The following is a 13,386-nucleotide window of genomic DNA, read 5'->3' on the forward strand; positions in this document are numbered from 1 at the left end:
GCTGCAATCGCAGCCTTTTTTCTATCCGTAAGATAGCGGATATGCCCAATTAGAATGTGAAGTACTAAAACTAAAATGATGAATCTAGACGCCTATCAAGATCTTCTTGCTCCCATTAACCAATTTCTGCAATGCAGCACACCTGATGAATGGGTAGAGGAAGCAAAGAAACCAGAAAACCTTCAAACCATTTTATTAGACCACCTAATGTGTGAGCTAAAAGCTGGCCAATCTGCGATGTTTTTAATTCGTAAGTATGCCGTTGACCAATCCAGTTCACATGCTCTGCTTGACTGGTTTAAACCCTATGAAGATTTTGCTTATCGCAATGTAGGCTCACTAGAAACTTTAAAAGGTAAGAGCAATATTTCCAAAGCGATCATGGCTAAGTCAAACTCACCGTACAGCCAAGATTTGATCGATAAAATGGTGCTTTTGATTAAAGAGGAGTTACACCACTTTTATCAAGTTTTAGAGATCATGGAAAGTCGTGGAATTGAGTATAAAAATATTCCCGCAAGTCGCTATGCTAAAGGGCTCATTTCGCATATGAAGACTCATGAACCGGAAACGCTGATCGATAAGCTCATCATTGGTGCGTACATCGAAGCCCGATCTTGTGAGCGTTTTGCCAAACTAGCACCACATATGGATGACGATATCGCAAAATTCTACGTTTCTTTACTGCGCTCAGAAGCACGCCACTATCAAGATTATCTTGTATTGGCAGAGCAAATCGCGGGGAAAGAGATCAGCGAACGCATAGCCTATTTTGGCCGAGTTGAGGCAGATTTAATTTCTACGCCAGATACAGATTTTAAGTTCCATAGTGGTATTCCAGCCTAGCGAGCATATTCTCCCAAGATTGAGCATGCTCTGAACTTATTTATATAGACAGAGAATAAATAAGCCGGACATTTTGTCCGGCTTATTTTTTGTAGCAATGAGGTTAGGAATAAAGCTGAAACAAAACAACTAGAGCTGGAATGAACCCATTCGAGTTTTCAAGTTGTGCGCTAGGCTACTGATCTGCTGGCAAGCCACAGCCGTTTGCGAAGCTCCCTCAGCCATCTCTGTTGAGGCACTATTAATATGCTCCACACTTCGATTCAGCTCTTCGGATACAGAATTCTGCTCACTACAAGCCGTTGCGATTTGTGTGCTCATTTGCGCTATGTTATCGACAGAATGTTCAATTTCTTTTATCTGGCTATCAGCGTCATTGACTTGCTCAACACACTGAGAAATGCCCTCCTGACAATCACGGCTTGAATGCCCTATTTTGCTGCTGCTCTCTTGTAGTTGATTAACAATTTCCACAATTTGTGAAGTGGAGTCTTGAGTGCGTTGCGCCAGAGAACGAACCTCATCTGCCACAACAGCAAACCCACGTCCTTGTTCACCGGCCCGAGCGGCTTCTATTGCGGCGTTCAGTGCTAACAAGTTTGTTTGCTCCGCAATCCCGCGGATCACATCTACGACCACATTGATATTGTTTGAGCTAGATTCAAGCTCACGTGCCAGTTCATCAGACTCTTGGATCGTATGTGATACACGCTCAATTACTGCGATAGTTTGTTGTAACGTCGCCGTTCCTTGCTTTGCCACTTCCGTTGCCGAGTAAGCGGAGGTCGCGCCAACTTCGGTATTTTGTGCCACTTCACTTACAGCAGCTTGCATTTCTGTCATCGCAGAAGCCACCGAGCTAAGTTCAATTTGTTGATTTTGCATACCAGAAGCGGTCTGAGAAGAAATAGCACTCACCTCCTCTACTGCTGCCGTTAGCTGAATCGTTGAGTCATTAATCTCAGAAACCAGCGAATGTAAGTTTGTTTGCATACCGACAAGCTCTTTGAGCAACGTTCCTAACTCGTCCTTGCTCAATTCACTTTCGTCGATTTGATTATTCAATTGACCCTTGGCGATTTTGGAAGCGAATTCCAATGCTCGATCAACAGGCCCGCAAATGACTCGAGAAAGCAACATGGCAGACATTACCATGACCAATGCGACGACAAGCGCACCAACAGCAGCGCTATATTGTGTAAATGCCGCTTCATTTTGTACTTCTTCGCCAATCAAATTCACCAACTCATCGTTCAACGCGAGGGTATCATCCAAGCTGCTCAACGCTTTTGAGTAAGTATCGAAACTCGATAAAATCACATCATTTGCACTTTCAGCATCACCTTGGCTTAGCAGTGCGTTGTAAGTCTTCGTTTCCTTGATGTATTGATTCCAAGTTTCTTTAAAAACGCTAAAAGACTGCGTTTCACGCTGATTAAGGTCGAGCTTTTCGTATTCTGCAATACCAGCCTGCACATCAGAACGCCATTGGTCGAGGCCTTTTAACCACTCACCAATTTTGGGGTGATTTGCGTTTGGCAATAAAGAGAACTCATCTTTACGCACTTTGGTAATATCAACTTGGATACCTTTCAAAATCGCAACAGAAGGTAAACTTTTATCTGTTAGCACTGAGATGTCTTTATTCAGTGTTAACAAACCTTGTACCAACATTACTGACACTAAACCAAACACGGCAAAAACGGTTAAATAACTAACCGATATTTTCTTTACGACACTTAAGTCTTTAATACGCATGCACTTTCTCCCTGCAGCCTTTCCAAACCTCTCACTTAAGTGAAAGCTTAATCTCTAAAACACACTGTTTTTTGCGCTCGATATCATTGAGCGCTCTTATATACATCGGCCTGAGAGATCAAATCTTGACCAGTAATTGATATTTTTATCACGTGCTATTTTAGAGATAGGCTCGCATGCTCCGTATTGTGTCTACATTTTTTTATGAGCGCTTCCCGGCGCAACTCTAAGATCTCACCGATGAGTTTTTCTTTAGCGTTGATGCCAAAGTGCTGGGCATAATTTTTGACTTTTTCAATCTCATTAGGCTGTAAGCGGTATACTTCTTTCTTTAAACGAGCTTCTGCTTCGCTTCTAATCAAACCTTGGTCTTGTAGTAATTTAATGATGGTTTCATCGATTGGATTTACTGCTCTAGCCATGGTGCTCCATCTATCAATTTAAGTTCTAGCCATGTGGCTGGATGAATGACGCCGCACAACTTATAGAGCAAAGATGACAACTTGATTGCAGTGAGTGCGATTCGTTAACCATCGCTATTATTTACAGCCGCTTAAGCAACCATTAACTCTCTACCCCGACTCCTCACCATTGAATAAAGATCACATTCTGATAACAATTTTCAGTACTGGCTTCGATGTCATCCATATTTAACGTGCAAGTAATATTTATAAACAAGAATGATTGCTCTAGTTCAAATGATGGAAAAATAAGATGAAATTATCGCAGTGGGGTCTTTTATTAAGTGGCTTGGTGGCATTGCCAAGCATTGCAGATACAGATGTTTATCTAACCAATAACTCTGATCAGCCTTTAACTATTCAAGTAAAGCACGAAGGCAGTGATTTACTTCAATACGGAGAAGAGTGGCAGCAACATGTGCAAGTACTTGGTCCGTGGGAAACCAAACCTGTATTGAGCTTCAATCGTTGGGAAGGCGTGAAATCAAACCAAACTTACCGTTTTGAAACTGTGGTTTCTAGCCCTAAAGGTGAAAGCATAACACTCAATCAGATCATGGAAGGTCATTGGTATAATTCAACCATTGAATATGGCTTATCGGCGGCCGATGTCGATTTATCTCTTAAAGATGATCGTAATATTCATCGTGCCAACACTAACGCTTTTGGCATCCGAGAAACCGAACTGGCATTTAAGTCAGACAGTACCGCTCGATACGACGATGTTTATTACACCATCACACCAAGCAAAGTAAATGAATCTGTCGATAACGAAGAACAAAACCTTAAGTTGATGACATACAACATCTGGGCTCTTACGGCTATTGCATCGCACATCGGTGATCGTTACGAACTGATTCCTCAATACGTCAAAGGTTATGATGTATTAGCGCTGCAAGAAGTGTTTGCAAGCGGTCGTGAAGCATTCCTACGTGAGTTAGCTAAGGAATATCCGTACCAAACTAAAATGTTAGATAAAGAAGGCGTTAATATTCATGATGGTGGGGTGATCATTGTCAGTCGCTATCCTATCGTGAATGAAGCGCAATATGTCTTCCCCGACTGCTCTGGCACAGACTGCTTTGCCGACAAAGGCGTGAATTATGCGGAAATTATTAAAGGTGGTCAGCTACCCATACCGCATCTTTCGATACAGACACCGCTCGCGAGTATCGTCAGCGCCAGTTCAAACAAATCCGCGCACTCGCTAAATCTCTCAACATTCCTTCAAGCGAAACTGTGGTATACAGCGGCGACTTTAACGTAAACAAAAGAAAGTTCCCTGGTGACTACCAACAAATGATCGCCAACTTAAGCGCCATCGAACCTCAGTATTCTGGTTACACGGAGTCAACCTTTGATCCCCGTATCAATAACTTCGCAGGTGAAGCGTTATCAGGCGGCGAAAACGTGGAATACCTTGACTATGTCATGGTGAGTAGCGAATACGGTGTGAAATCATTCAATGACAACCGTGTGGACGTGCCGCGCACAACCGCAGAGAGTTTATGGAAACACAACAACCTTTCTGACCATTTCCCAGTTAGCGCAACAATCAAGCCATGAAGAAAATCGCGTTGATAATCATGTCCACCATTATGGCGGGCATGATGTTTTTAACTTTCAGTCAAGATGGGCAGCAAGAAGCAGCCGTGTCCGCTTCTGCTCTAAAGACAAAAAACAAGAACGTCCCCAGTACACCACTAAAAACAAGCAATATCGCTCCCAGTGCAGAGGCTTCACCACAGACCGCAGAGCTCCCTTCTGCGACTCAAATAACGACTGAGAGACTAACTCTGCTCAAAGGGAGAGAACTCGTCGCAGAGCTTGAGTCATTTTGGCATGAGTGCATGTCGAACCGCGACTGTGAGGAACAGTTAGCCTTGCTCGAGCCTTATTTATCTTCAGCACGATTTCAACTTTTGGCGAGCTACCATCAACTCAACAGTCAATGGCAAGAAAGTGTGGGTAATTTGTTGTTTGATGAGCAACAGCCACTAGCCTCACGTATTGCACAACTTAAAGCCGAGGCAAGAGGCATTTGGGGCGAGTTGGCTGATGTTATTTTCGCGGATGAGTTCGCCCTATACGATTTCAATTTAGAGGCCCAACAGCTCAACACGCAAAGTCCAGAAAGCTTTTTGCAAGCTTTCGAGCAACTCATCATAGACTGGCAAGAAAATGCAGAGGCTATCGGGCTTACAAACGACCAAGCAAAATATGAGCGTGCAGTCGCCCTGATACCCAATAGCATGAGCTTTCCAGATCGCCAAACCATCATCGCAGAGCTGGAAAAAACTTACTTAACGAAGGACGTAAGCGAAGAAATTCATGCTCGTGAGCAACAAATTTCCGAGCAAAAAGAGCAAGTCAGAGATTACCAACAAGCATTGCAACAACTTGAGTCCAGACTCAGAAAAGAGAGAGCCACCAGCCATGCTGGTTTATCAGATCCGGAATGGCAAAGCTATTACCAACAAGAAATAGCGGATTTTCGCCGCGAGTTCTTTTCTTCTTAAACGTCAGCTTTCATTGATGGGAATTTAAAGTCCAAAAAGGCACGTTACGAATAAACAGCCGTGCCTTTTATTCAGAACCCTGCTTTTTAATTCAGAACAAATTCAAACCAAATACATCTTTCACATCAAATAGCACTTGTTCAGTTTTCTCACGAGAACGCTGACTGCCTTGTTTTAAAATATCAATCAGCTGTGCTTTATCATTCAAATACATAGTGCGCTTTTCTCGAATAGGTCGAAGCATCTCTTGTAGGCATTCTTCTAACACTTTCTTGGTCAAACCATCACCTAACCCACCTCGTCGATAATGCTCTTTTAGCTGTTCGACGTAATCTTTATCAGGGTGAAAGGCATCGAGGTAGGTAAATACGATATTACCTTCGACTTGGCCAGGGTCCTCAATTTTCAGGTGATTGGGGTCGGTATACATAGATTTCACCGCCGCAGAAATCTCCTTTTCAGACGCCCCTAGGTTGATTGCATTCCCCATGCTTTTAGACATCTTATTTTTGCCATCAGTACTCGGCAAACGAGGTGCATCACTAAGTAATGGACGGCATTCTCTAAGAACCTCTTTTCCACCCAGATGGTTTATTTTTCTCACGATTTCATTAGTTTGCTCTAACATCGGCAGTTGGTCATCACCTACCGGAACCAACGTCGCGTGGAACCCCGTAATATCAGCAGCTTGAGAAATTGGATACGTTAAAAAGCCTGCGGGAATAGAGCGTTCAAAACCTTTACTCTGAATCTCATTTTTAACCGTAGGGTTTCGCTCTAATCGTGCGATAGAAACAAGATTACTGTAATACATCGTCAACTCGGCTAACGCTGGAATTTGAGACTGCAACGTGATCGTAGTTTGAGCAGGGTTGATACCAACAGCCAAATAATCTGCAACGACATTGAGAATATTAGAGGATACCTTTGATGGATTATGCGCGTTATCCGTCAGCCCTTGCATGTCCGCGACCAAGATTGTTTGCTCGTGCTCCGTTTGCAATTTGACTCGTTGTTGCAATGAACCAATATAGTGCCCTAGGTGTAATGGACCTGTTGCTCGATCTCCGGTAAGTATAATTTCACGCTGAGATGTATTTTTATGGGTATTCATATTTGTCTCCAAGTATTTAATAGATCGCTACCGGAGATAAAAAGATCAAACACTCTTAGCTACCATCCAGCAGCTTAAGAATGTGAATATTCCGTGCCGCTCTATTTAGAGCGCCACCAAAAGAAGGTTGTTGATGAAGGGATAACGTGTATTTTCATGTTTTCAAACTAACAGTACATCGAACTGAACTCAATCTGTTTTTGTATTGAATTAGCGTAGGTATTCAAAGAGCCTACAGAAACGATTACATTGGTAAAGACATCGCAATGACTAAAGCCGCACCAAACACCGAACCTGAGACAAATGCACAAAGTACGGTTTTGTTGTGTTTCCTTTTCATCGATGAACTCCTATCCATAACCACAATGACCAACCCTTTTATTTAATACGCATGTGGATGCATCACGACAAGTAGTAAACCAACATATCGCGCATAGAACCAGTGCAGCTTTGTTAAACTGGGACCTCGTCCATAACTTGGAATGCAAATGGTTCTGGAACCAACAAAAGAGGAAAATTTCATCACTTTTCTGTCCTGTCTCCCAGAGTTTATGGCTTAATAGACAGCAGAAATATTTTTCTTTTGCTGCGGGTACTTACATGGAAGCTGTTCTACATCAGTTGCAATTCTCTTTGTCGATAACCGGCCCTATCTGCTTGATGTTAATACTTGGCGTGGTGTTCAAACGCATTGGACTGATCAACGATAATTTTATCGAAGTGGGCTCTAAACTGGTGTTTCAAGTTACGCTACCTGCGATGTTATTTGTCAGTATTGTGGCTTCAGAACACGATTTTTCCGCGGCGAGTGGCTTTGTCAATTTCGGCGTCATCGCTAGCATTTCGTTTTTCATTTTCACCTACCTTTCGGTCAAGCTTCTGTTCAAAGCATCGCCTGACCAAGGTGTTCTTATCCAAGGTGGGTTTCGAGCAAACACAGGTATTATTGGCATCGCTTACGTTGCCAATGCGTATGGTTCTCAAGGTGTGGCGTTAGCAGCGCTTTATGTCGCGGTCACCACGTTTCTTTATAACGTCCAAGCGGTTATTTGCTTATCTCCCAAGGGCGCAACTTCTGTCCCACAAGCCGCAAAAATGATGGGCCGAACACTGACGAGGAATCCACTGATAATCTCAATCGTCCTAGGGATGGCTTTCTATTTGCTCTCTATTCCAGTACCGAATGTTGTTATTGATGCAGGGGACTACTTGTCCAAAATGACATTACCTTTAGCGCTGTTGTGTACGGGCGGCTCACTCGATTTTAGCTTGATGAGAAAAGAGAAAGGTCCATCTTGGTTTGCAAGCAGTTACAAGCTGATCGTGGCACCCGTAATGATCACTATTGGTGCTTACTTAGTAGGTTTTCGAGGAATTGAGTTAGGTATTCTTTTCTTTATGAACGCTTCCCCAGTGGCAGCAGCCAGTTATGTCATGGCACGTTCTATGGGAGGCAATGCCACATTAGCCGCAAATATCATCGCACTCACTACGGTACTTTCTACCATCACGTGTACGTTGGGCATTCTATTTCTTAAGTTTTACGACTTAATATAATTGATCACCGATAAAGTAAAGGCGCGTTAGATAGCATTAAGATAAGCTACTGGTCGTGATTTGCAAAAGTGAGCTTTCTTACCAAACGAAAAAACTCACTCGCTTCTGATTCAGACAAACAAGCAAAAAATTCTTTCTGTAAGTTCGTCATGATTTGATGCACTTGCTTTAAAGCGTTTGCCCCCTCTTTTGTCATGCTGAGCATTTTGAGACGCTGATTCGATTTACTTTTAGAAACTTGAACAAACCCTCGCTTTTCCAAATTATCCACCATTCGCTTTGCTACACTTCGCTCAGTTCGAACCGCGTCAGCCAACGCTTGCTGACTCATGGGTTGAAACTCTTCCAAAGCAGCCAGTGCACTTGCCATCTCGAGTGTCATTAAATTTTGCCGAGAGAGCTCAGCTTGAGCACGGTTGCGATACATTCGCTGCATCACACCGCAGACAAACATAGGGCTTTGATCCAAAACGGAAATTGGGGAGATTTTCTGATCTTTCATCGTCGTTTGTTCTTCTTTAGGCTTTCATTCGGTCGGAAGGAATAAACAGATTCTGCATAAGGCAAAACGCTCCCCCTTCAAGTTTGCGTCAAAGACGGTAACCACCAAGTGAAAACATAAAATAAAGAGCGCCGAAGCGCCCTTTTATCGTGTTTATTATCACCAGTATAACTTAGTTACAGCAACCAAGTCTTACTCGCTTTGCTGAGCCGGTTTAGGATTAGTCTCAGACAACTCTGCCTCCGATTCTTTTCTCGCACGTCGATCAAACAATCGCTCAACCACCACAAAGAAGATTGGCACAAAGAATATACCTAAGATCGTCGCACTGATCATGCCACCAAGTACACCAGTACCTACCGCATTTTGACCTGCTGAGCCCACGCCAGAGCTGATAGCAAGCGGTACTACACCTAGACCAAAGGCAAGCGATGTCATAATAATTGGGCGCAGACGAACACGAACGGCATGCAGGGTTGCTTCGATAAGGCCAGCACCTTTCTCGTAGTAATCTTTCGCAAACTCAACAATCAGAATGGCGTTTTTAGTTGCCAAGCCGACCGTCGTTAATAAACTCACCTGGAAGAATACATCATTGTCCATACTTCGCGTCATTACCGCGAGCACAGCGCCAAGCACACCAAGAGGCACAACTAACACCACGGCGAAAGGTACTGACCAACTTTCATACAAAGCGGCGAGAACTAAGAATACGACGAGGATAGACAGCGCATATAACATTGGCGCTTGGTTTCCAGACAGACGCTCCTCATAAGAGATGCCATTCCAGTTCACCGTAAAGCCTTCTGGTAGCTTTTCTACCATTGCTTCAATTTCTGCCATCGCTTCACCAGTACTGACGCCAGGAGCTGCGCCGCCTTGGATATTCATCGCTGGCAAACCATCAAAACGCTGCAAAAGAGGTGAACCATACGTCCACTCTCCGCTCGCAAAGGCAGAGAAAGGCACCATCTCACCTTTTGAGTTGCGCACGTACCATGAATCGAAGTCTTTTGGCTGCATACGGTATTCCGCATCACTTTGCATCATGACTTTTTTCACTCGACCGCGATCAATATAGTCGTTAATGTACGCTCCGCCCCATGCCGCTGACAGGATTTGGTTGACGTCATTAATGCTAACATCCAGAGCACGCAGTTTAACGTGGTCAATGTTCACTTTGTACATTGGCGCATCTGCTTGGCTGTTCGGACGAACACCGACAAGTTTCGGGTTTTGTGCAGCCATGCCAAGCAGTTGACCTTGCGCAGCGACTAATGCGTCGTGACCTTTGTTCAACGAATCTTGAAGATAAAAATCAAAGCCTGTCGAGTTACCCAATTCTTGAATCGCAGGAGGTGCAAATGCAAAGACCAGTGCTTCTTTGATGGTTGAGAAGTACCCCATCGCTCGACCCGTAATGGAAGCTGCATCAGCACCCGGCGCTTCACGCTCTGACCAATCTTTCAGACCGATAAATGCCATCCCCATGTTTTGGCCTTGGCCTGCAAAACTAAAGCCCGCAACGGAGAAGACGGATTTCACGTTGTCTTTCTCATCCACAAGGTAAAAGTCACGCATTTTCTCAAGTGTTTTTTCCGTCTGCTCTTGCGTTGAGTTAGGCGGCAAAATAGCCATTGAGAATACTGTGCCTTGGTCTTCATCCGGCAAGAATGACGTCGGAAGGTTCATAAATAGCCAGCCCGCACCTGCACTCATTGCCAAGAATACAACCAACATACGACCTGTGCGCTTGAGGAGTTTAGCAACACCGGTTTCATAGCCAGCTGTCATCGCATCAAACTTGCGGTTAAACCAGCCAAAGAAGCCTTTCTTTTCTAAAAGCTCAGCATCGCCTTTTTTCAGTAATGTTGCACATAATGCTGGAGTCAGAATTATCGCCACCAAAACTGAAAGTGTCATCGCCGCCACAATCGTTATCGAGAACTGACGGTAAATAACCCCTGTAGAACCAGACATAAACGCCATAGGGACGAATACCGCGGAAAGCGTCAGACCCACACCAATCAGAGCACCAGTGATCTGCCCCATCGATTTTTTGGTCGCTTCTTTTGGCTCTAACCCATCCTCATGCATCACACGCTCGACGTTTTCCACCACAACGATGGCATCGTCCACCAGCAAACCGATAGCCAGAACCATCGCGAACATGGTTAACGTGTTTACGCTAAATCCAGTCGCGTACAAAATAGCGAAGGTTCCGAGCAATACGACAGGCACTGCGATCGTTGGAATGATCGTCGCACGGAAGTTCTGCAAGAACAGGTACATGATTAAGAACACAAGAAGAATGGCTTCTAACAGCGTTTTAACCACTTCTTGAATCGAGGCTTTGACGAATGGCGTTGTTTCAAATGGGTAAGCAATCTGCAACCCTTCTGGGAACGTTGCACTCAGTTGTTCTAAACGCTCTTTCACCGCATTGGCTGTCTCAAGCGCGTTTGCACCAGTACCTAATGAAATACCTAAACCCGATGCTGGGAAGCCATTATATTGACCTCGAATGTCATAACTTTCTGCACCACGTTCAACACGAGCCACATCTTTCAAATAAACATTCGAACCGCTGGCGTCAGACTTAAGAATGATGTCTTGGAACTCTTCTACACTGCTCAAACGACTTGCAGACGAAATCGTTGCATTCAACAGCTGGCCTTCCTGCGCAGGTGCTGCACCAAGTTGACCAGAAGAAACTTGCGCGTTCTGTTCACTGATCGCATTTGCTACGTCGATTGCGGTCAAGTTGAACTGCGTAAGCTTAAATGGGTCCAGCCAGACTCGCATCGCATACTGCGCACCAAACGCCTGCACTTGTCCTACGCCAGTTACACGACTTATCGGGTCTTGAATATTCGTTACAACAAAGTCGCCGATATCGTTTTCTGTAAAGTCAGGATCTTCAGAATAAACTGCCACCACCATGAGAAACGCCGTGTTGGATTTATTCACGACGATACCTTGGTTTTGTACTTCCATCGGCAATGATGTCAATGCCAATTGCAGCTTGTTCTGCACCTGTACTTGCGCGATATCAGGATCAGCTTCGCTATCAAACGTCAGGGTAATTGTCGCATTACCGAATGCATCACTGCTCGATGATAGGTAGCGAAGATAATCTAGTCCCGTCATATTTTGCTCGATAACCTGCGTTACCGAATCTTCAACAGTTTTCGCTGATGCACCTGGATAACGTGCACTGATGGTGATCGTTGTCGGTGAAATCGTTGGGTATTGCGAGACGGGTAAATTGAATAATGACATTACCCCCGCCAACATCGTTAGAATCGCGAGAACCCAAGCAAATACCGGACGATCGATAAAAAATCGTGCCATGATTACTCCTGTTCACCGTTTTGGATAGTTACAGGGCTGCCTGGACCTACCTTTTGTAACCCAGCAGTAATGACTTTATCGCCCGCTTTCAAACCATCAATAATACGCCATTGATTATTGATCGCTTCGGCTGTCTTCACTGGTCTCGCTTCCACTTCGTTCTCACCATTCACCATCATCACTGTCGCTTTGCCTGTCGCATCGCGAGAAACGGTATTTTGTGGTATCAGAATCGCGTCAGGGTCAACACCAGTAATAACCGTCGCACGAACAAACATTCCTGGTAGTAACAAACCGTCAGGGTTTGGGAATTCAGCACGAAGCGTCACGCTACCCGTACTTTCGTTCACATTGACCTCGGTAAATTTCATCGTGCCTTTATGTTCGTACGTGCTGCCATCTTCAAGCATCAATGTAACTTGCGCAGAGTCATCTTCTTGCATATGACCTTGGGAAAGAGCCGCTTTTAAACGCAGCAGTTGCGCGGATGATTGCACAATATCAACGTTGATAGGATCAAGCTGCTGAATGGTCGCTAATTTGGCTGCTTGGTTAGCCGTAACCAACGCACCCGCCGTCACACTCGATTTACCGATCACACCGCTAATCGGAGCTTTCACTTGCGTGTAATCTAAATTGATTTTTGCCGTATTGATCTTCGCTTTTGCGACTAGGACCTGTGCTTGCGCTTCCTTGTATGCTGCTTCTGCTTCATCCAAATCTTGTTGGCTGATGGACTTTTTGGTGATCAAGGTTCTGTAACGCTTCACTGTGGCATGGGTCGATTCTGCCGCTGCTTGAGCTCGGATTAATTCCGCTTCAGCACTCAGCAAATCCGCTTGAAATGATGAATCATCAATTTGATATAGGGACTGTCCTTGTTCAACAAGGCCCCCTTCAACAAAATTTCGCTCTGAAATAATGCCTGTAACTTGCGGACGAACTTCCGCTTCTTTGAATGCACGGCTACGACCTGGCAACTCGACAGTTAACGCTTGGCGAGTTGGTTCCACCGTTAACACTTCAACTTCGGTTGCGGGCGCAGGACCACTACCTTGGCTCGATCCTTCTTCGCTAGGTTGACATCCAACCACAAAAAGGCTCGACGCAATCAGCAGAGATAGCGTGGTTTTACGTCTCATGAATTTTTCTCTCTTTTACCTACAAGCCTTCAAGATTCCTTGCTAAAAACTTCTAGAATGACTTAATGATGACTAACGGATGTATATCCAGAACAAATTAATTAGGATGATAATTACCCAGTGTTGTACATAC

General features: G+C 44.4%; 9 protein-coding genes and 1 pseudogene. 4 read left to right on the forward strand and 6 right to left on the reverse strand.

The genetic code is table 11. The annotated features are described in order from the left end of the window. Nucleotides 1–75 precede the first annotated feature (75 nt). Nucleotides 76–846 carry a tRNA isopentenyl-2-thiomethyl-A-37 hydroxylase MiaE gene (gene miaE, locus D8S93_RS06090; protein ID WP_152812446.1) on the forward strand — a complete coding sequence of 257 codons (771 nt, stop codon included), beginning with the start codon at nt 76–78 and terminating at the stop codon, nt 844–846. A 129-nt stretch (nt 847–975) separates the two neighbouring features. Here the strand turns inward: miaE and D8S93_RS06095 are convergent, their stop codons facing one another. Next, nucleotides 976–2,604, reverse strand: coding sequence for a methyl-accepting chemotaxis protein (locus D8S93_RS06095; RefSeq protein WP_152812447.1), 1,629 nt, complete (start codon nt 2,602–2,604; stop codon nt 976–978). A 155-nt stretch (nt 2,605–2,759) separates the two neighbouring features. Beyond that, nucleotides 2,760–3,026, reverse strand: a complete 267-nt coding sequence (locus D8S93_RS06100; protein WP_152812449.1) for a hypothetical protein — start codon at nt 3,024–3,026, stop codon at nt 2,760–2,762. 292 nt (nt 3,027–3,318) lie between these two features. Here D8S93_RS06100 and D8S93_RS06105 point away from each other — a divergent pair. Together D8S93_RS06105 and D8S93_RS06110 are read left to right on the forward strand one after the other, a co-directional pair. Continuing rightward, a pseudogene (locus D8S93_RS06105) lies at nt 3,319–4,631 on the forward strand (sphingomyelin phosphodiesterase). Continuing rightward, complete coding sequence (locus D8S93_RS06110; RefSeq protein ID WP_152812451.1) at nt 4,628–5,584, forward strand: ATP-dependent dsDNA exonuclease; 957 nt, start codon at nt 4,628–4,630, stop codon at nt 5,582–5,584. Before D8S93_RS06105 ends, D8S93_RS06110 begins: the two are co-directional and overlap by 4 nt. 91 nt (nt 5,585–5,675) lie before the next feature. Here the strand turns inward: D8S93_RS06110 and trpS are convergent, their stop codons facing one another. After that, nucleotides 5,676–6,698: a tryptophan--tRNA ligase gene (trpS, locus tag D8S93_RS06115; RefSeq protein WP_152812453.1), complete on the reverse strand. Its 1,023-nt coding sequence runs from the start codon at nt 6,696–6,698 to the stop codon at nt 5,676–5,678. A gap of 600 nt (nt 6,699–7,298) precedes the next feature. Here trpS and D8S93_RS06120 point away from each other — a divergent pair. Continuing rightward, entirely contained in the window at nt 7,299–8,255 is a 957-nt protein-coding gene (locus D8S93_RS06120; RefSeq protein ID WP_012841966.1) for an AEC family transporter, read from the forward strand. Between the two features lie 46 nt (nt 8,256–8,301). Here D8S93_RS06120 and D8S93_RS06125 read toward each other — a convergent pair whose 3' ends face one another. From D8S93_RS06125 to D8S93_RS06135, 3 genes are all read right to left on the reverse strand, one after another. After that, the gene (locus D8S93_RS06125) at nt 8,302–8,757 is read right to left on the reverse strand and encodes a MarR family winged helix-turn-helix transcriptional regulator (protein WP_012841967.1); all 456 of its coding nucleotides are present in this window, start codon (nt 8,755–8,757) and stop codon (nt 8,302–8,304) included. A gap of 192 nt (nt 8,758–8,949) precedes the next feature. Further along, nucleotides 8,950–12,111, reverse strand: coding sequence for an efflux RND transporter permease subunit (locus D8S93_RS06130; protein WP_152812455.1), 3,162 nt, complete (start codon nt 12,109–12,111; stop codon nt 8,950–8,952). A gap of 2 nt (nt 12,112–12,113) precedes the next feature. Beyond that, nucleotides 12,114–13,253, reverse strand: a complete 1,140-nt coding sequence (locus tag D8S93_RS06135) for an efflux RND transporter periplasmic adaptor subunit (RefSeq protein WP_152812457.1) — start codon at nt 13,251–13,253, stop codon at nt 12,114–12,116. Nucleotides 13,254–13,386 lie beyond the last annotated feature (133 nt).

The sequence above is a fragment of the Vibrio sp. VGrn 2 genome (genome assembly GCF_009361695.1).
In the GTDB taxonomy this organism is placed as follows: domain Bacteria; phylum Pseudomonadota; class Gammaproteobacteria; order Enterobacterales; family Vibrionaceae; genus Vibrio; species Vibrio diabolicus.